The 19737-nt window shown below is 54.1% G+C and carries 20 protein-coding genes; 3 read left to right on the top strand and 17 right to left on the bottom strand.

What is annotated here, in order from left to right; all coding sequences use genetic code 11:
* Positions 1-113: 113 nt before the first annotated feature.
* The 9 genes from PsW74_RS22765 to PsW74_RS22725 all read right to left on the bottom strand — a co-directional run bounded on the left by PsW74_RS22765 (position 114) and on the right by PsW74_RS22725 (position 9920).
* Positions 114-1514 carry a TRAP transporter large permease subunit gene (locus tag PsW74_RS22765; protein ID WP_057460816.1) on the bottom strand — a complete coding sequence of 467 codons (1401 nt, stop codon included), beginning with the start codon at positions 1512-1514 and terminating at the stop codon, positions 114-116.
* A gap of 5 nt (positions 1515-1519) precedes the next feature.
* Positions 1520-2152: a TRAP transporter small permease gene (locus tag PsW74_RS22760; protein WP_063290431.1), complete on the bottom strand. Its 633-nt coding sequence runs from the start codon at positions 2150-2152 to the stop codon at positions 1520-1522.
* A gap of 121 nt (positions 2153-2273) precedes the next feature.
* Complete coding sequence (locus PsW74_RS22755) at positions 2274-3275, bottom strand: DctP family TRAP transporter solute-binding subunit (RefSeq protein WP_063290380.1); 1002 nt, start codon at positions 3273-3275, stop codon at positions 2274-2276.
* Positions 3276-3454: 179 nt separating this feature from the next.
* Positions 3455-4822, bottom strand: coding sequence for a sigma-54 dependent transcriptional regulator (locus PsW74_RS22750; RefSeq protein ID WP_063290381.1), 1368 nt, complete (start codon positions 4820-4822; stop codon positions 3455-3457).
* 1 nt (position 4823) lies between these two features.
* Positions 4824-6653, bottom strand: coding sequence for an ATP-binding protein (locus PsW74_RS22745; RefSeq protein ID WP_063290382.1), 1830 nt, complete (start codon positions 6651-6653; stop codon positions 4824-4826).
* An 88-nt stretch (positions 6654-6741) separates the two neighbouring features.
* Positions 6742-7809 carry a molybdenum ABC transporter ATP-binding protein gene (modC, locus tag PsW74_RS22740; protein WP_063290383.1) on the bottom strand — a complete coding sequence of 356 codons (1068 nt, stop codon included), beginning with the start codon at positions 7807-7809 and terminating at the stop codon, positions 6742-6744.
* Positions 7802-8506, bottom strand: a complete 705-nt coding sequence (modB, locus tag PsW74_RS22735) for a molybdate ABC transporter permease subunit (RefSeq protein WP_063290384.1) — start codon at positions 8504-8506, stop codon at positions 7802-7804. The genes modC and modB overlap by 8 nt, the downstream gene beginning before the upstream one ends.
* Complete coding sequence (modA, locus tag PsW74_RS22730) at positions 8503-9288, bottom strand: molybdate ABC transporter substrate-binding protein (RefSeq protein ID WP_063290385.1); 786 nt, start codon at positions 9286-9288, stop codon at positions 8503-8505. Before modA ends, modB begins: the two co-directional genes overlap by 4 nt.
* 167 nt (positions 9289-9455) lie before the next feature.
* Positions 9456-9920 (bottom strand): SRPBCC family protein, encoded by a 465-nt coding sequence (locus PsW74_RS22725; RefSeq protein ID WP_208988111.1) that lies wholly within the window; start codon positions 9918-9920, stop codon positions 9456-9458.
* Between the two features lie 104 nt (positions 9921-10024).
* On the opposite strand from PsW74_RS22725, the gene PsW74_RS22720 reads away from it, so the two are divergent.
* Entirely contained in the window at positions 10025-10711 is a 687-nt protein-coding gene (locus PsW74_RS22720; RefSeq protein WP_057460823.1) for a YafY family protein, read from the top strand.
* 7 nt (positions 10712-10718) lie between these two features.
* On the opposite strand, the gene PsW74_RS22715 is transcribed toward PsW74_RS22720, so the two are convergent.
* A complete protein-coding gene (locus PsW74_RS22715) occupies positions 10719-11615 on the bottom strand; it encodes an NAD(P)/FAD-dependent oxidoreductase (protein WP_063290387.1) in 897 nt (298 codons plus the stop codon).
* A gap of 168 nt (positions 11616-11783) precedes the next feature.
* Positions 11784-12272, bottom strand: a complete 489-nt coding sequence (locus PsW74_RS22710) for a RidA family protein (RefSeq protein WP_063290432.1) — start codon at positions 12270-12272, stop codon at positions 11784-11786.
* Positions 12273-12416: 144 nt separating this feature from the next.
* On the opposite strand from PsW74_RS22710, the gene PsW74_RS22705 reads away from it, so the two are divergent.
* Positions 12417-13103, top strand: a complete 687-nt coding sequence (locus PsW74_RS22705; RefSeq protein ID WP_082830686.1) for a YafY family protein — start codon at positions 12417-12419, stop codon at positions 13101-13103.
* A 128-nt stretch (positions 13104-13231) separates the two neighbouring features.
* Here PsW74_RS22705 and PsW74_RS22700 read toward each other — a convergent pair whose 3' ends face one another.
* The 5 genes from PsW74_RS22700 to PsW74_RS22680 all read right to left on the bottom strand — a co-directional run bounded on the left by PsW74_RS22700 (position 13232) and on the right by PsW74_RS22680 (position 17525).
* On the bottom strand, positions 13232-13870 hold the full coding sequence (locus PsW74_RS22700; RefSeq protein WP_063290389.1) for a VOC family protein: 639 nt from the start codon (positions 13868-13870) through the stop codon (positions 13232-13234).
* Positions 13871-13899: 29 nt separating this feature from the next.
* Positions 13900-15510, bottom strand: a complete 1611-nt coding sequence (locus tag PsW74_RS22695) for a GMC family oxidoreductase N-terminal domain-containing protein (RefSeq protein WP_063290390.1) — start codon at positions 15508-15510, stop codon at positions 13900-13902.
* 83 nt (positions 15511-15593) lie between these two features.
* Positions 15594-16061 carry a DUF1203 domain-containing protein gene (locus PsW74_RS22690; protein ID WP_063290391.1) on the bottom strand — a complete coding sequence of 156 codons (468 nt, stop codon included), beginning with the start codon at positions 16059-16061 and terminating at the stop codon, positions 15594-15596.
* An 85-nt stretch (positions 16062-16146) separates the two neighbouring features.
* A complete protein-coding gene (locus PsW74_RS22685; RefSeq protein WP_063290392.1) occupies positions 16147-16923 on the bottom strand; it encodes a tellurite resistance TerB family protein in 777 nt (258 codons plus the stop codon).
* A gap of 134 nt (positions 16924-17057) precedes the next feature.
* Positions 17058-17525, bottom strand: coding sequence for an Lrp/AsnC family transcriptional regulator (locus tag PsW74_RS22680; protein WP_008551672.1), 468 nt, complete (start codon positions 17523-17525; stop codon positions 17058-17060).
* Between the two features lie 135 nt (positions 17526-17660).
* Here PsW74_RS22680 and hppD point away from each other — a divergent pair, with 135 nt between their 5' ends.
* Complete coding sequence (gene hppD, locus PsW74_RS22675; protein WP_063290393.1) at positions 17661-18773, top strand: 4-hydroxyphenylpyruvate dioxygenase; 1113 nt, start codon at positions 17661-17663, stop codon at positions 18771-18773.
* 324 nt (positions 18774-19097) lie between these two features.
* Here hppD and PsW74_RS22670 read toward each other — a convergent pair.
* The coding region (locus tag PsW74_RS22670) for an HlyD family type I secretion periplasmic adaptor subunit (RefSeq protein WP_153042458.1) at positions 19098-19737 on the bottom strand (640 nt) is incomplete at its 5' end.

Below are 19737 nucleotides of genomic sequence, written 5' to 3'. Positions count from 1 at the left end.
GCAGTTTCTCCCCAAAATCCGCCTAAGCTATTGCTCTGCATTTGCCTCGAATAAGCCGCAACAAAAAGGCCGGAGCAAATGCCCCGGCCTTTCAAAACATATCTTGGTGCCAGCTACCTGACGATAACCTCTGGCCCCATCATATAGGTCGGCAGCGCCGTGGAGAGCCATGGCAAGTACGTAACCAATACGAGGAACACCAGCAGAACCATCACAAACGGTGCAGCGGCACGCACCACCTGCACCAGACTCATACCCGTTATGCCCGAGGTCACAAACAGATTGAGCCCGATAGGCGGTGTGATCATGCCAATCTCCATGTTCACCACCATGATGATACCTAGGTGAATTGGATCAACGCCCAGCTCCACAGCAATCGGGAACACCACAGGCGCCACAATCAGCAGCAAACCGGATGGTTCCATGAACTGACCACCAATCAGCAGGATAATATTGACGGCAATCAGGAAGGTGAACCAGTTGAAACCTGCACCTAACATCCAGTCGGTAATGACCTGCGGGATACGCTCAGCAGTGAGTGTGTGAGCAAAGAGCAGCGCATTCACGATGATGAACATCAACATAATCGTGGTCTTACTACTCTCAACCAGCACCTTGCGGGTATCCCGGTGGAAGAAGGCAGGGAAGAAGTAAAGAACACTCAATCCAATGTTACGGACAATTGCCTCAAGCAGTCCTTCACCAGACTTACGCCATTTCTTGTCCTTCAGCGGCCCCATATCACGATAGATGAACAGAGCAATCAGGCACGCATACACAGCTGCCACAGCCGCTGCTTCTGTTGGCGTAAACACACCTGCGTAAATACCGCCAAGGATGATCACAATCAGGAACATACCAAACGCAGCTTCAGCAAACGTGGACCACAGCACCCTGATACTTGGGAACGGTTGCGCAGGCAGGTTTTTCTTACGCGCGATGATGTAGATCGTCACCATCAGCATCAGACCAGCAACAATGCCCGGAATAACACCCGCCAGGAACATACGCCCAACAGAAACGTTGGTTGCAGCCGCATAAACAACCATCACAATGGAAGGCGGGATCAGAATTCCCAGCGTACCAGCATTGGCGATAATGCCTGCAGCAAATTCCTTGGAGTAACCAGCCTGACGCATCGCAGCAATCGCAATGGTACCAATCGCAACCACGGTCGCTGGAGACGAACCAGAAAGCGCAGCAAAGATCATACAGGCCAGCACGCCAGCCATAGCCAGACCACCACGCACCCAGCCAACAGTAGCGACAGCAAAGTTCACGATACGACGGGCAACGCCGCCAGTGGACATGAAGCTGGAAGCCAGAATGAAGAACGGGATCGCAAGCAGTGTAAAGTTCTGCGACGCATTGAACATCTGAATGGTCACAGAGCTCATGGAGTCATGAGAGAACAATGCGATGTAGAGAACGGAAGACAAACCAAGCGCAATCGCGATTGGTGCCCCGATAAGAAGCAGCCCAAAGAGCAGCAAAAAGAGAACAGCGGTTTCCATTGGGCTTAGTCCTTCAGCACGTCTTTGTTTTCTTCAACGAGCTCTTCAGCTTCGTGCGCGGCAATCATCGTGTCGCGTTGGCCAGTCAGAATGAACCAGCACATTTGCAGCGACCGGAAAGCCAGAAGGGCAAGACCGATTGGCAGGATGACATAGCCCCACCACCGTGGAACACGCTCTTTCACGCCAAACATCTCCTGATACCACTCAGGAAACTTCAGATCTTCCATGCCGATTGGAAGCTTGTAGTATTTCGCCACGTAGTCGAATGCACCGCCGGAAGACCCGCGGTTATCAAGCCCAAGCAACCAGCCAAACCAGTCTGCATCAAACAGCAGCGCCGCATACAGCAACGTCACCAGCGCACCAATCAGCCCGAAGGTGCGGAAGACCGGTTTCGGAAACAGGCGGATGAAAGCATCAACGCCAAGGTGCGAGCCAATTTTCAGGCCGTAGCTCATGCCGAAAAGAATAAGCCATGCAAACAGCACGCGGGTGAACTGTAGCGCGCCACCCCAACCCGAGTTAAAGCCGTACCGCATGACGACCTGCCAGAAGGTGACCAGCGTCATCACCGCAAGGATGGTGGCGATAAAGCCTTCTTCGAAAGCATCTATTATTTTATTTAGTCGAGACAAAGCGCCCTCCCCCAACAGCACTCTCATTTCTCAGTGTGTTGCGGCACGGAGAAAGAAACCATTGTGGTTTTTCAGGGTCTGCCCGACCAATAGCCGGACAGACCTATCAAGATGTATTGGATTAGTTGTTTGCTGCGACGGCAGCGTCGATCACATCCTGACCGATGTCATCAGCAAACTTGCCCCATACAGGCTTCATCACATCAACCCACTGCTGACGCTGCTCAGGTGTCAAACTGCGAACTTCTACACCAGATTCAATGATCTTCTGCTTGTTCGCTTCGTTGATAGCGGAAGAGCGAGCGTTCGCATCGTTGGTCACTTCGGTGAAGATAGTGATGAACTGGTCGCGAACTTCTGGATCAAGGCTATCAAGCCATTCCTGAGAGGTCACAGCAAGGTAAGACAGCAGCTGGTGGCTGGTTTCTGTAATACCGTCCTGAACTTCAAAGAACTTCTTGGTGTAGATGTTGGACCAGGTGTTTTCCTGACCATCAACAACACCGGTCTGCAGTGCGCCGTATACTTCTTTAAACGCAAGCTTCTGCGCGTTTGCTTCCATTGCTTCAATCATCGCAACAGCAACATCAGAGGTCTGAACGCGGAACTTCAGGCCAGCAGCATCAGCAGGTGTCTGCAAAGGCTTATTGGCGGAGAAGTGCTTGATGCCGTTGTAAACGTAGCCGAGACCAACAAAGCCGATGTCAGACATCGCGCCCAGCAGTTCCTGACCTTTTTCACCCTGTGTGAAGTTGTTCACTGCATCCATGTCGGAGAACAGGAACGGAAGGTCAAACACACGGTACTTGAGTGTGTAAGCTTCGAACTTAGCAAGAGAAGGCGCAGCGATCTGAACATCGCCGAGCAGCAGAGCTTCCATCACTTTGTCATCATCAAACAGCTGGGAGCTTGGGAAAACCTGCATACAGGCCTTACCATTCATCTCAGTGTTGATACGCTCTGCCAATGCAGTCGCAAAGTCACCCTTTGGGTGGCCGGTCGCAGACACAACGTGACTGAACTTGATAACAACTTCACCCGGATCACACGCTTCAGCAGCAACGGCTTGAGTAGCGGTGAACATGCCAGCTGCAACTGTGGCAGCAGTAACCAATTTCTTCATAGTATCCTCCCAGATGGAACGGAGCGAAGCTCCTCACGACACCAAAAGCAATCTGCGTGCCAGTTTTAATACTAATAGTATTTTCAGCTACTTACGGATATTTACCTAATTATTCGATTTACATTTGTTACGAATAAGTAACATTGACTACTCAAAGATGTGTCGAATTCGACACATCTCTATTCACCAATCTCATCCTTCCCTAAGCCATACTTCTTCATCTTCTCATAAAGCGCCTTGCGGGAGACGGACAGCGCTTCATACGTCGGCTTAATCTTGCCGTCGTTCTTCTCAAGCTCAGCAGCAATAATATCGCGCTCATAGGTACTCACGCGCTCAGCAAGCGTACCACTCTGCGGGCCCGCAACAGCCGCCACCGCACCAGCGGCCTTCGGCTGCCCTTCCAGCCCCAGCACAAACCGGTCTGCCACGTTGCGCAATTCACGCACATTGCCTGGCCACTCCCGCTGCATAAGTTCACCGAGAAACTCCCTCGAAATCTCCGGCACTTCTTTCCGGTAACGCGCCCGCGCGCCACGGGTGAGGTAATGGAACAGCACCGGAATATCCTCCAGCCGTTCTCGCAGCGGCGGAATAGCCAGTGTGATCACGTTAAGGCGGTAAAACAAATCCTTCCGGAACCGCCCTTGGTTGGAGGCCGCCTCCAGATCTTCCTTGGTTGCAGCCACAAAGCGCAGATCCAGCGGAATAGACTTGTTTGACCCGAGCCGCTCAATCGTTCGCGTCTCGAACACCCGCAGCAGCTTTACCTGCAAGTCCAGTGGCATGGACTCAATCTCATCCAGAAACACCGTCCCGCCATGCGCATGCTCCAGCTTGCCAATCCGCAAGCTACTTGCACCGGTAAAGGCGCCTTTCTCATGCCCAAAAAGCTCACTCTCGATGATATCAGCAGGTAGCGCTCCGCAGTTCAACGCCACAAACGGTCCATCTTTGCGCAGGCCTTCTTCATGCAACGCACGAGCAACGACCTCTTTACCAGAACCTGTCTCACCAAGAATAAGCACATCCGCATCCGTGCCAGACAGCGCGGTAATAGTACTCCGCAGCTCTTCCATGGACGGGGATTTGCCAACAATGCGCTCTTCCAGACCTGAGAGCTTGCCCAGCTCCTCACGCAGCACGCGGTTTTCCAGCGTCAAACGGCGCTTTTCCAGCCCACGCTCAACAACGGCAACCAGCCCGCTAACCGGAAACGGCTTCTCTTTAAAATCATAGGCCCCGGCCCGCATGGCTTCCACCGCCAGCGGTACATCACCATGGCCCGTAATCAGCACCACAGGCAACGCACTGTCGATCTCGAAGGCAGCTTTCATCAGATCAAAGCCGCCCATCTTGGGCATACGGATATCGCTGACCAGAACGCCATAGAACTCATGCGTGATGTGCTCCAACGCTTCTTCAGCGCGAGAAAACGACACCACGTGATAGTCGGCCAGTTCCAGCCCCTCCACCAGCGCTTCACGCATATCTTCGTCGTCATCGACCAGAAGAATGGTGGCTTTATCGATCGCCCATACGTCCATACTAAACTTCTTCTTCCTCAAGATCGCCGGAAGTCTCCGAGGCATCCTTCAGCACAATCACAAAGCATGCGCCGCCAAGCTCAGACTGCTCATAGCGCAACTGCCCTTCCAGATCCTCGATTATCTTATAGGCAATGGAAAGGCCAAGCCCCAATCCTTCACCCACATCCTTAGTCGTGAAAAACGGATCAAAAATACTCGCAACAACATCCTCTGGCACGCCGGGTCCGTTGTCCTCAAAGCGAATGACCACCTGTTGCTCATGATGAGTAACCGAAATCCGGATGCATGGTTCAGCCTGCGCTTTCATGGCATCCAGCGCATTGCTCATCAGGTTCATCAGCACCTGCGCAAGCCGAACCTGCCCAGCCAGAACCTCAATGGATTTGTCGTCCTGCACCACCTCAGTGTGCACGCCCATCTGCTTGCAGCGTGGCCCCGTCAGCATCAACACTTCACCAACAACGGCAGAAACCTTCACCGGAACAAGGTCACGTCCCGCTTTACGGGTGAACCCTTTCAGGATCTGACTGATCGCCGCCATCCGCTCCACCATGGCAACAATCTTGCCCAGGCTCTTCAGTGCGCGATCTGACTTACCTGTCTCAATCAACACCTGAGCGTTTTCGGAGTGCGTGCGGATCGCACCCAGCGGCTGGTTGAACTCATGAGAAAGCGCAGCAGACATTTCGCCCAGTGTTGCCAGTTTGGCAGACTGCACCAGACTGGCCTGCGCCTGTTGCAAGCCTTTTTCTGCAGCCTCACGTTCTTTCACTTCCTGTGCCAGCAAAGCGTTCATGGTGGAAAGCTCACGGGTACGTTCATGCACGCGCTCTTCCAGCCGCGCTGCATAAACCTTGTCCTGCCGGATACGTTCCAGCAACCGGCGTCGCCGCTCACCCGCCATCCAGAACAGACCACCACTCACAACACACAGCAGCAAAGCCACCAGCGCCGCCCAGATGGACTGCTGTCGAACCTGAGAGGTATCGGCAAACAACACCACCTTCCAGTTCAGCACAGGCAGCTCCTGCTCAATCATCTGGAAGTTGGGTTTGTTGAAAGGCGGGCTTAATCGCACAAGCTGGAAATCCAGATCATACCAGCGCTGCTCAATCACCCCATTGAGAGTAGCAGACACACGTCCGCGTCGCGTTGTACGCTGCGCAAACAACCGCTCTCCGCGCCAACTGGATTGGTTGGTGGCAACCACAATACCGTTTTGATCAACAGCAACAAGGCGATCCTTTGAAAGCGCCCAGGATTGCTCAACCCCTTCAAGGCTTACACGAACCGCAATAAAGCCGTAGTCCTGCTCCCCTTGCCGAACCGGAGCGATGAACACATAGCTGGCTGGTCCGCCACTGCGGGAAAGAACCAATTGCCGCCCAAGACGCCCCTGCCGCGCAGCTTGCAACGCATCCGCATAAGAGGACATGCCCTGTTCCGCCATACTGGCGTTGTCGATCAGGTTGGACGCAACAATCTGGCCGTCAGGCTTTTGAAACCAGACCTCCTGCGCGCCAGACATCCCTGCAATTACCTTGGCAACATTCTGCCCGCGCTCATGTTCATCATTGGCAAGGATCTGCACAATATCAGAGCGCCGCGCCAACAACGGTGGCAGCAAGCGATACTTATCGAGGTACTTCTCAAGCCCTGCCGCCTGCACAGACAACGTCGCCTGCCCACGCGTTTGCAAGTCAGCCAGATAAAACTGGCTGCTCAACTGCATCGCGACCCAGGCAACCACAAGCGCAAACACAGCAAATGTCACCAGTGCAACACTGGAGACCCGCTGCCATCGCTCAGATCTGCTTGTCCTGTTCACGTCGCTTATCCGGTTTTGAATATCGTCGTGATGCCTCCCGAGACATCACCAAATGCGCCTAATCACTTACGGTGTAACCCGTGTTCGTTCACTGGTCTAGCGCAACACTTTTGATCAAAGCAAATACCTGTTGTCCGGCAGCCAACTGCAACTCATGCACAGAATGGCGTGTCAGCCGCGCCCGCAAATGCTGCTCTCCAACACGGCAGTCCACCTCGGCATATGGGCCGGAGGTCTCCGTAATGCCTTCAATCACGACAGAAAGTACATTGCGGATGGAAGCTTCATCTGGCGCTTTACGCGCAAGAGCAACGTCCTTGGCCTTGATACGAACACGCACATCCTGCCCCACGTTCCCCAACTGCCCCGGAAGCTGCAATGTCTGCCCTTCCAAACCAAACTCGGTGATCTGCCATTGCTCATCGTAATGGTTCAGCGTGGCAAACAGCAGCGAGCCCGCGTCCGGCCCACTCGCCAACTGCGGCAGTTCCAGATTGCTCAGCATCTGCGCAATCGGCCCATGCGCAACCACATTGCCAGCGTCCAGCAGCACCAGCGTATCCGCCAGTTGCTCAATCTCACCAAGGCTATGGCTCACATACAGCATAGGAATGCCGAACTCGTTCTTCAGCTTAAGAAGATACGGCAGGATCTCCGCTTTACGCGAAGCATCCAGCGAGGCCAGCGGCTCATCCAGCACAAGCAGCTGCGGATTGGAAAGCAACGCCCGCCCAATCGCCACCCGCTGCTTTTCGCCGCCGGAAAGCCCATGAGGCCGGCGCTTCAGCAAGTGAGAGATCCCCAGCAGCTCTGCAATCTCATCCAGACCAACGGCAGACTTACGCCCCGCCGCCCACTGGCTGTAAAGCAGGTTCCGCTCCACATTCATATGCGGAAACAAACGGGAATCCTGAAACACCATGCCCACACCGCGCTGCTGGATTGGCACACTGATGGAAGCCGCGCGATCAAACACAACCCGTTCGCCCAGCGCAATGCGTCCGCTATCTGGAGCAGACAGCCCTGCGATCATACGGATCAGCGAGGATTTACCAGCACCAGACTTGCCGAAGATCGCCGTGATCCCGCTGTTCACCGCAAACTTGGCAGAAAGTGAGAAGTCACCCAGCCGGCTGGAAACATCAACCTCAATCATGCTGACCTCCCAACTTGCGGGAAAGCCGCCGCGAGATCACCTCGGAGAACACCAAAGCACCGATGGAAACCACAACCGCAATCACCGTCAGACGGATCGCTCCCGCATCACCGGAAAGGCTCTGCATCTCCGTATAAAGCGCCAGCGACAGTGTGCGCGTCTCACCGGGAATGTTGGAAACAAACGTGATCGTCGCCCCAAATTCACCCATAGCCTTGGCAAATCCAAGGATCGCTCCACTCAAAATTCCCGGCAACGCCAATGGCAGCGTAATCAGCAAAAAGGTTTTAAGTCGAGACGTGCCCAGCGAATGCGCCGCTTCTTCCAGCTGTCCATCAGACGACTCAAAGGATAGCTTTACAGGCCGAATGATCAGCGGAAACGCCATAATCCCCGCCGCCAGCGCCGCTCCTGTCCAGCGGAAGGCAAACACAATGCCGAATACATCCGCGAAAAAGCTGCCCAACATGCCTTGCCGCCCAAACAGCACCAGCAGCACATAACCTGTCACCACAGGCGGCAGCACAATCGGCAAATGCACGAGGGCATTCACCAGCGTGTATCCGGGAAACTTCCAGCGGGCGAGAGCATAGCCGAGCAGAACCGCAGGCGGCAGCGCAATCGCAATTGCGAGGCTCGCAACCTGCAGCGACAGCTGGATAGCTGCCCATTCTGCATCCGTCAGATAAAAGCTCAATCGCCGCTCACTTTGAAACCATGAGCCTGAAAGATCTTGCGCCCCTCAGCACTCTTCAAAAACGCCATGAACTCTCCGCTACTCTTGGAGTGCGTTAAGGTCAAGGCTCCCGGAATCACAATAGCACGATGACTGTCCTGCGGTATTTCCGCAAGCACCCGCACACCATGTTCCACTTTTGCGTCAGAAGAGTAGACCAGTGCCAAAGGCACTTCCCCCCGTGCAGCAGCGGCCAGAGCAATGCGTACATTCTCCATCGGTGCCACACGCTGAGCAACACTCTCCCACAAACCGAGATTAATCAGCGCCTCTTTGCCATAGCGCCCGGCAGGCACTGTCTCCGGCTCCCCCATCGCCAAACGCCCATCCGCCAATGCAGCTTGCAACGCTTGCGGCTTCAGCTCAACCGCCTCAGCGCCCATCGCTTCAGAACCAACCAGCACAAGCCCGTTGGAGGCCAACTCCACAACACTGCCCTCCACCAGCACACCATTCTTCACCGCATACGCCATCCACGCATCATCCGCTGTCACCAGCAAATCAGCAGGCGCACCGGCAACAACATGGCGTGTTATGGTCTGCGAACCACCAAAGGAAAATTCGGTCTTGGTGTTGTGGGTCTGATCAAACTGCGCACCGGCATCTTCCAACACATCTTTCAGGCTGGAAGCTGCAAACACCAGAATACGCTCCGGCTCCTGCGCAAACGATGCAGCCCCACCGCCAACAACCAGCGCGAGGCTTACAACAGCAGCAGAAAGAAAACGCCAGAAACCAGTCACAGCCAGAATACTCCATTTCGCGAGTCCGGCTTGAACTATAAGGACCTAACCCACCCGAACCACTGACTCATATCAAGGCCCACGTGGGTTTCGTCAAGCATCTTTCTTTCTGGAGCGTATCCCGAGAAACTGGAATCCGGTTTCCAAAATAAGATACGCTCGATGCTTTACGCTGCGATTGCACGGGGGGATTTCACCTTCTCGGCAAGTCCTTTCAGGTTGCCATCAATAACCTTACCCGTCCCGCTTTTCACGAGCGTTTGGCCCAACAACCACCCTAACGGCCCGTACTTCATACGATACTCCAGATACCAGATGATCTGGGATTTCCCACCGGCATAAGACTTGATGCAAATCTCTGCTTGCGCTTCCTTCAGCGGTAAAGCCTCCATAGAAGAGAGACGCACCCGCATTCTGTGATTAGGCTCCCATTCCATCACTTCCTCATCGATGAAGGTGCCATTCTCAAAGTGGCAACGCCGCACAGAACCAACGCCATCAGCCCCTTCGGTCAACGCCTCAACAGACTTCACAAGGGGGGCAAACTCATCAAGGTCCATGTACCGGCCAATCACATTCCAAATTGCTTCCGGACTGGCATCAATCACCATCGTTCTTTCGCAGCGTATCATCGGTTTCTCCTCAGTCATCTCAAACATCTTGCTTGGTACTGAACCATTGATACAGTGGCGCTGCTGACACCGTTATGGCAGCAGCATGACAGCAGGAGCTCACAATGCGTCGTACGGACCGCCTTTTCCACATCATCCAGATTTTGCGGTCAAGCCGGTCTCCTGTGACAGGACGTGCTCTTGCAGACGAACTCGAAATCTCTCTACGCACGTTGTACCGTGACATGGCAGAGCTCATGGCCCAGCGGGTGCCTATCACCGGAGAAGCCGGAACCGGCTATGTTCTGGATGATGGCTACGACATGCCACCATTAATGCTGACCGCAGATGAGTTGGAAGCAGCCGCTCTTGGGGCCGCATGGGTCGCAACACAAGCAGACCCAGCCCTTGCGCGCTCTGCAAGAGATTTAGTGGCCAAATTGTCTGCTGCCGTACCACCAGAGCTGCGCCCGATAATTTTGGATGCTGGCCTCAAACCCATCGCAACAACACCAGTCGCCATTGAGCGGTTCGATGGTGTCATTCTGCGGCGCGCTATTCGAGACCACACCAAGCTGCAACTCACCTATAAGGACGGCAGCGATAAACCAACCACGCGCATCATCTGGCCTCTGCTCATCGCCTACCTGAACAAAGCCCGTTACATCGTCGCCTGGTGCGAAACCAGAGAGGATTACCGGCATTTTCGAACAGACAGGGTTCACTCCATGGAAGTTCAGCCCGATAAATACCCCGGACGTCGCAAAGCGCTCATCAAGGGCTGGGAAGACGCAATGGCGTCAAAACATTAAGCTTCACTCAGACGCCCGACATCTGCGGATCGATCAATGACCGGTGCACCTGCATTCCGGCCCAAACACCATCTCCAACAGCAAATGAGACGGAGTGCGGCACACGGGCAACGTCACCACAGGCAAAAACACCGCGCACAGTCGTCTCCTTGAACTCAGAGGTCACAAGCTGTTGCCCCATGGAATGGTCCTCCAACGCACAACCAGCAGATTGAGCAAGTGAGTTAGACGGATATGTGTTGGAAACAACGAAGATAGCGGAGAACTCAAGTTTACGACCATCCTCAAGCACAATATCGGCAGTGCCCTCAATACGGCTGATCTCAATATCGTTGAGAGTAACGCCTCTACGAAGCAGATGTGCGCGTTGCTCATCTTCCAGTGAAGACGCACCATTCGTGAAGAAGGTCGTCGCCCCCCATTCCGGCATAATCTCAGCTTGATGCAGTGAGACGGGATTAAAGGCAATCACAGCGATTGGCTCATTGTTCAACTCATAACCATGGCAATACGGGCAATGCAAAACCGACTTGCCCCAACGCTCTGCCAAACCCGGAATATCGGGCAGTTCATCACGAACTCCCGTTGCAAGCAAAATACGATGCGCAGCGAAAGCCTCGCCTTTGTCCGTACGCACGCAAAACGCACCAATCTCACCAGAGAACTCCTGAACCGTTCCGTGATGCCAGCCCAGATTAGGATAAGCCTCAAGCTGCCGCTGCGCCTGCCTCCAAATCTCATAAGGTGGCACACCATCCTGCCCCAGAAAGCCATAGGCATGCTCGGCAAATCGATTTCGCCTCTCACCAGCATCAATCACCAGAACAGACCTGCGAGTCCGCACCAGCTGCAAAGCAGCCGCCATTCCGGCATAACTCCCCCCAACCACAATCACATCATGCATGCTCAGAGACCTTTACTGCTGGCGTTCGGTTCCTCGGCTCCGGCAATGATGCCTCAACTTCTGCAAAGGCATCATTAAACGCTTCAGTTAGGGACTGCTCTGAGAGGAATAAGAGAGCTTCATCGCAGCTGCTCGCGCATCCCAGAGGAAACGCGTGCCTGGCAAAAACTATGGAAGAATAACAACCGCTTCCACTTCAAACAGCATCGGGTCAATTGCCAGCTTAGGAACAGGAACCAGCGTTTGTGCCGGCAGCGTTTCTCCAAACATCTCCATGACATTCTGTGTCAGCACGCCAAGCTTTGACGGATCATGGTCCACCACATAAACGGTGAGCTTGGCAACCTGAGCTGGTGTGGCATCAAGCGCATCAAGCACCTTTTTCAAATTGGCATAAGCCTGTTTAACCTGTACCGAAAACTCTGGCGAATAAGCGCCTTTATCGTCGGCCCCACCTTGCCCGGAAACATAAGCAACCCGTGCACCAGCTGGCGCAACCACGGATACGCTGTAGCCATGAGCAGATGGATCATAAAGGCTCTGGGGATTGACGATACTAAGTTTATCCGCAGTTTCAGCGGCTGAAGTGCTGGTTGAAAAACTAGTAGACATTGCGAGGAGTCCTCCAATTACAAAAATATTCTTTAGGTGCGACATGCCCGTCTCCATGGCCAGTTTCCTGGAACTTGATGTGTTAGCTCTGTGCTGCACCTAAATACGAAAGAGCTCCTGACAATTCTTGTCAGCATGGTTATACTTAAACTCAATCATGCGTAGACATGTTGAATCTGGAGACTGTTCGTGAGCCGCTCTGACCGCTTAATTCGCCTGATGCAAGTCTTACGGCGATTGCCCTCACCAGTGACGGCATCAAGGCTGGCTTTGGAAATGGAAGTCTCCCAGCGCAGCATCTACCGAGACATTCAAAGCCTTCGGTCCTCCGGCGCAATCATCGATGGAGAAGCAGGCTTTGGCTTTACGCTGACAGAAGACCCCTCCTTGCCGCCTATGCATTTTGAAGCTGATGAGGTGGAAGCGCTGGCTCTTGGCCTGCATACCGTCGCCAAACTCGGCAACATAGAATTCACGTATGCAGCACAAAATGCTTTGGTGAAGTTGGAAGCAAGCCTTCCGCAAAGCATGCGCCAGCGATTGCGGCATGCAACCGTCGGCAGCCACATTTTGCGCAACACGCCCACATCTGAGGCAGACTTCCCCGGCCTTCGCGAAGCAATCTGGAATGAACAGGTGGTGTCTCTGAACTATCTGGACCTGAAAGACCGCCTGTCAAAACGCAAAGTCTGGCCGCTCACCATCTACTTCTTCAGCGAAGTGCAGGCTCTGATCTCCTGGTGTTGTTTACGAGAAGATTTCCGCATGTTCCGGCTGGACCGGATCCAGTCAGTCGATTTCCTGGAAGAATCCTTCCGCCCCAAACGAGTAGGCTTGCTGCGCGATTACTTCGAGCGCGAAAAAGAATGCAAGTAACCACAGGGCCCAATCAGACCACATCTAAGCCGCCGCCACATTCTTCTGGTCCTTACACCTTGGGGCTGATCTCTCCCACTGCACAAAACCAATGGAGACCAAAACACCGGCAGCTTCTCCTTTGTTTGCTAACTCAGCTCTTTAACACCAGTAGACGTCTCGATTTGCGCCCGATAACGCACTTTTGGCCCTTCAGTGACCAACGGTGGACGGTCTAAGGCAAATTCGTTGTAGAGCCTTTCGATCTTAGTTGGATCAGAATGCTCTACTGTCAGACTATGCAGTCGTGCACCCATATCTGGGATTTTCGACATGGAAGTTGGCACGCCTCGGTGGTCAATCAGCGAAGGCAAAGCCCCATCTAGCGGCAGGGAACCATCCTTGGGGATCGAAAATGCAAATTCAGGATCGACAAAAGGAAGCGAAACTTCATCACCAAAGATCCCAGTGTATTTGGATGAAATTCCGCCGATATCTTCCGAACTTGCGACCCAGCCCCGAAGACGTCGGCCTTCCTCCCAGTCCGCTCGCACTTTTTCCTGATCATCAAGGCCAAACCATCGTGCACGAGGCGGCTTAACTCCATTCGGATCAAGCGCGACTATCTCCAGATAAACACTCTCTCCAAGCTGGAGCCTGTGATTATGCGTCCCCATATAGGTGTGGCGCGTCCCAAACGGTACATCCAGATCAAGACAACTCCGAACATGGGACACACCCTCATTCAAGGTTGGTGCAATGACGGTTATGTGGTCAAGTTTCAACAAATCCAGACCTCTCCATTCCAGTGAACTCTCTAACAGGCAACCACCGCGTTCTTCCGGTCCTCACGGATCATATCCGATGCCTTCTCCGCAATCATAATTGTCGGAGAATTGGTGTTGCCGGAGACGATGCGAGGCATGATGGAAGCGTCAACAACGCGCAGGCCCTCAACGCCTTTCACCTTAAGTCGCTCATCAACCACCGCCCCCATGGAACACGTCCCCACAGGATGGAAGATGGTGGTGCCGATGTCCCCCGCTGCAATGGCAAGGTCTTCATCACTGACGACATGCGCACCTGGTAGGTACTCCTCCGGCGAAAACTCGGCCATCGCCTTGGTTTCCATGATTGTCCGTGTCAGGCGCAAACTGTCTGCCGCCACGCGGCGATCACTCTCGGCAGAAAGATAGTTCGGCTGGATCTTCGGATGTGCAATTGCATTGCCGGACCCTATATGAACACTGCCGCGAGACTCTGGCCGTAAATTACAAACACTCGCCGTAATCGCTGGAAACTCATGCAGCGGATCGCCAAACTTATCCAGCGACAACGGCTGAATGTGATACTCGATATTCGGCGTTTCATAAGAGCTGTCAGAGCGCGTAAACACCCCAAGCTGACTGGGCGCCATGGACATTGGACCAGACCGGCTCAGCGCATACTCAGCCGCTATCTTCGCTTTGCCAATCAACGAGTTGGCTCGCTGGTTCAGCGTAACAGTGTTTTGAACCTTATAGATGCTGCGGATCTGCAGATGGTCCTGCAGGTTCTCGCCTACCTGAGGCTGATCGAGCACCATATCGATTCCATGCTGGGTCAATCGCTCACCAGACCCAATGCCGGACAATTCCAGAATTTGCGGCGATCCAATGGCCCCTGCACTCAGGATAATCTCTCCTGTACAGGCAGCAGAAGTCATTTCGCCGTTCACCATCATGCAAACACCAGTCGCGCGGCGCCCGCCAAACACGAGCGCAGTCGCCTGTGCATTCGTCAGAACCTTCAGGTTTCCTCTGTTCTCAGCAGGCTTCAAAAACCCCTTGGACGTACTCCAACGCACGCCCTTACGCTGGTTCACCTGAAAATAGGAGGAGCCGAAGTTGTCACCGCCGTTGAAGTCGTCAATTTTCGGAATGCCCACTTCCTCGCAAGCATCACGGAAACGGTCAAGGATCGGCCACGACAAACGCTGCTCTTCAACGCGCCATTCACCACCTTCCCCATGCACCTTGGAAGATCCGGCATAATGATCCTCTGACTTCAGGAAGTACGGCAGCACATCATCCCAGCCCCAGCCAGTCAGACCCAGCTGGCGCCAGTTGTCATAATCCTGCGCCTGTCCGCGCAGATACAGCATGCCGTTGATGGAAGAGCACCCGCCCAACAGTTTGCCGCGCGGATAGTTCAGCTTGCGGCCATTCAACCCCGGCTCGGCCTCGGTCTGGAAACCCCAGTCCATACGCGGATTGCCCATGCAGTACAGATAGCCGACAGGGATATGCACCCAGGGATGTTTATCGTTCCCACCAGCTTCCAGCAGCAGCACCTTCACATCCGGGTCCTGAGAAAGTCGGTTTGCAACAACACAGCCCGCTGAGCCAGCCCCAACCACGATGTAATCCCAGGTTCCCAATGCGCGCATGCCGGCCCTCCCAAGCCCTAAGTCTCGATGCTGCCTAGGATAGAAACTGAGCGGGAGGTTTGCACTAGTAAGATATGTTTAGATCACCCACGATGAGCCACCGCCGCAAAACACCCGCGCCGCGCATAATGCATTTGAATATAAGAGACATCCGGGTTCTCAAAGAAGCTCTCCAGCATCGGTTTGATGTCAGACCCTTGCGCGATATCCGCTTCAATCATCATGTGGTTTGCATCAAACCCGCGCAGTGACAACAACCGCGAGGACAGCGACACCGGAACCTCATTCTCATAGGGCATTGCATCCGCTGCATTCTCGCGCACAAAAATCGCATGGGACGCTTTGTAGGGCGTGTCATTGGGCTGGTAGGCATAGTTCAGTAAAAACACCCGCTCCCCAACCTCGGCATCATCCAGTGTGACACGGCACGGAAAGCCCGGCTTCTCATCAGCCACATAAACAACCACATTACGCTCTGCCAGTTGTTCTTCGCTCAGGCCGTTCAGCGCGTCAAACTCGTTGGATTTCAATCCGGAAATAAAAAAAGCCATAGGTCACTCCTCAAGTTGGGAGCAACCTATGGCCTTCCGCAAACCGTAACCACCCGATTTGCGAGCAATTCAAATATCAGCGCATTCAGGCCTGCGCTTGAGCCGCCGCAATCGCCTTGTCCAACTCCGTAACCAAACCGCTATCCAGCTCCAGCCGTGCGGCAAGCATCATCAGATAGGCCTGCTCGGCAGGTAGGTTCGGATCAATGGCAAGGCGTGATGCGGTGTAAATCTCAGCAGCCGTTTCCGGACAGGTCGCAAACGCCACCACACGGTCAATGTCCAACGGCGCGCGCATCTCATCCAAAACGAACGCTTTTTCTTCAGCGCCCAGACCCAGCTCATCCAGCTTTTCAAAGATGCGCTGCATCTCATCACCGTCCACAGTGCCATCTGCCTTGGCTGCCTGGATCATCGCAACGATCAGCGCCATAGCAAACTCTTTGGCATCACCATTCCCTGCATCCGGGTCAAACGCAGTGCCAGTCGGGTCCGGCAGGGCGAGCGGTTCCGGCACAGGCACAACAGTTGCGGGAGCCGCCTGAGCTTGCGTCTGCGCAGAACCATGAGGCGCAGCTGCACCGCCGCCGCCATTGTTCTTACCGTCTTGCCATGTCTGGAATGCTTTGTAGGCAAGGCCACCAACCAGCGCCATGCCACCGTATTTCACGGCCTTTTTGCCAAGCTTCTTGCCCTTCTTGCTGCCAAGAAGGTATCCGGCCAATCCACCAGCAACGGCACCGCCAGCAAGTCCGCCGGCATTGTTTTTGATGTACGACTGCCCTTTGTCCAAAGCACCACGGGCCTGATTGCCACCGTTGGAACCCAAGAACTGATCAAGAAGTGCCTTGCTGTCGAACATCTGTAAACCTATCCCTTTGCTTTTGGACGTTACCCGTCAAATCTCTATGGAGATGGGAACCCAAAGTTTTCACTTCAAGATGCCCAATCCCGCAAAAACACAACCTGACAAAATTGTAATGTTTGAGAGCCTGTCTACTGCCCAAGCGGCAAATGATTGTCGTCCCTCAGCGTATCCATCGCGATCGAGCTGCGTACGTTCTGCACCGCCTCATGAGGCAGCAGATCATTGTTGATCACCTCACTCAAGGCCTTCAAATCTTTCACCCGGATCTTGAGCATGTAATCCATGTCCCCCGTCATAGCGTAGGCTTCCTGCACGCTGGGGATAGTGCGCACCAGATCACGAAACAACCTGGCGTTCTCCTTGTTGTGCGTGGCCAGCGCCACCCCAACAAACGCCATCACATCCAGCCCCAGATACTCCGGCGAAAGATCAGCCTTGTATCGGCGGATCACCCGCTCCTGCTCCAACCGTGTCCGCCGACGCGAGACCTGAGAGGCAGAAAGGTGAATCACCTCCCCCAACTCCTGATTGGTCTGGCTGGCGTCTTCCTGCAGCGCTGCAAGTAACTTAAGGTCAAACTGGTCTAGCTCAATCATCATTCGCACCAAATCAATATATGACGCACAATTTGTGCATATACTGCGTGATTTTACGTAAGAATGCAAACCTGTCGCGCCACAGATATTTCAGAATAGTTCCAAATTGCAATTGCCTTGTTTGAGGAGGAACAAATGGGCCCATTTCCGCATGATGCAGGACCAGCTGAGATTACAGCAGAAAACCCTGCTGGCACCGACGGCTTCGAGTTCGTTGAATTTGCCCACCCAGAGCCGGAAAAGCTGGACGTCCTCTTCCGCCGCATGGGCTTTGCACCTGTTGCAAAGCACAAGAGCAAGAACATCACGCTCTACCGTCAGGGCGATGTGAACTACATCCTCAACGCCGAGCCAAACAGCTTCGCCTCCCGCTTCATTGACGAGCACGGCCCATGCGCCCCGTCCATGGCATGGCGCGTTGTTGATGCACAGCAGACCTTTGAGCATGCAGTCAGTCGCGGCGCAGAGCCTTACACCGGCTCCGACAAAACCCTTGATGCACCCGCAATCAAAGGCATCGGCGGCTCCCTGCTCTACTTCATCGATAAGTACGGTGACAAAGGCTCTGCGTACTCACAAGAGTTCGACTGGCTGGGCAAAGCAGACCCCAAACCAACGGGCAAGAGCTTCTATTACCTCGACCACCTGACCCACAACGTCTATCGCGGCAACATGGACAAGTGGTGGACGTTTTACCGCGAGCTCTTCAACTTCAAGCAGATCCACTTCTTCGACATTGATGGCCGTATCACCGGCCTCGTCAGCCGCGCGATCACATCCCCATGTGGCAAAATTCGCATTCCGCTGAACGAGTCAAAGGACGATACCAGCCAGATCGAAGAGTACCTGAAGAAGTACAAAGGCGAAGGCATCCAGCACATCGCTGTGGGCACCGACGACATCTATGAAGCCACCGACAAACTGGCAGATGATGGCCTCAAATTCATGCCCGGCCCACCACAGACCTATTACGACCGCAGCGCCGAACGTGTGCACGGCCACACCGAGCCACTCAACCGCATGGCCAAACACGGCATCCTCATTGATGGCGAAGGTGTCATTGGCGGCGGCATGACAAAGATCCTGCTACAGATCTTCTCCAAAACCGTCATCGGCCCAATCTTCTTCGAGTTCATCCAACGCAAAGGCGACGAAGGCTTCGGCGAAGGCAACTTCCGCGCCCTCTTTGAGAGCATAGAAGAAGACCAAATCCAACGCGGCGTCATAAAACACGACGCAGCAGAGTAACCAGCGGTACCCACGACTGAAAAAGACCGAAGGCTCGGGGCTTTCGGTCTTTTTGTGTTTGGGAGAACCCAAGGCAGCCAATGAACAGAGCGTAGAGGTTTGCGGATGCAGTATGGCGCTTAGTGACCAATACCTGACATTCAACGTAGCGTCGGAGCCGCACCGTTCTTTTACTCCTACTATTTCTGATTGCGGGTATTTTCATCAGGCTTAGAGTATGAGCGGAACCCCATTTAAGCCAAGAAAGACGGCCATCACCTGCAATGGCTGGGACACTAGCTGGAGTAGGCAATGGCTAATTTAACTATTCAATGCCGTCTCTCCTCACTTCTCTTTGAGCGCGTGCGCGATTTGGTCTTGCATTGGTTTTATGAAGTAGGAGAGGACGGTGCGTTCGCCGGTTTGGATGAAGCCTTCGACGGGCATGCCGGGGACGAGGGTCTGGCCATTCAGCTTTGGCATTTCGCTCTCCAGGATCTTCAGACGTGCCAGATAGAACGGCTCGCCGGTGACCTCATCGCGGGTCAGATCTGGGGAGACGTTGAGCACAGCTGCACCCAGCTCTGGTGTGGTACGCTGGTCGAAGGCGGCAAGGCGTACATAGGCGTCCTGTCCCACTTGCAGCTGGTCCACATCAACCGGTTGAACACGGCTTTCAATCACCAGGTCACTGTCTTCCGGCACCACCAGCATAAGGGTATCACCCGGTGCGATTACGCCGCCAACGGTATGAACGTTGAGCTGGTGCACATACCCGGATTGCGGGGCGCGGATATCGATGCGCTTCAGGCGATCTTGCGCAGCCACTTCCTGCTCTTCCAGCTCGGCAATCTGTGAGCGGATGTTTTGCAGGTCGGATAGGACCTTTTCCAAAAACTCTTCGTCCAGCTGTAGGATCTGCACACGTTTTTCGCTGATGGCTTCCTTGGTCTGAGCGACCTGAGAGATCAACCCGCCACGATCA

Origin of the sequence: Pseudovibrio sp. W74, assembly GCF_001623085.1 — a bacterium.
Taxonomy (GTDB): domain Bacteria; phylum Pseudomonadota; class Alphaproteobacteria; order Rhizobiales; family Stappiaceae; genus Pseudovibrio.
This window is presented reverse-complemented; position numbering and strand designations above follow the sequence as displayed.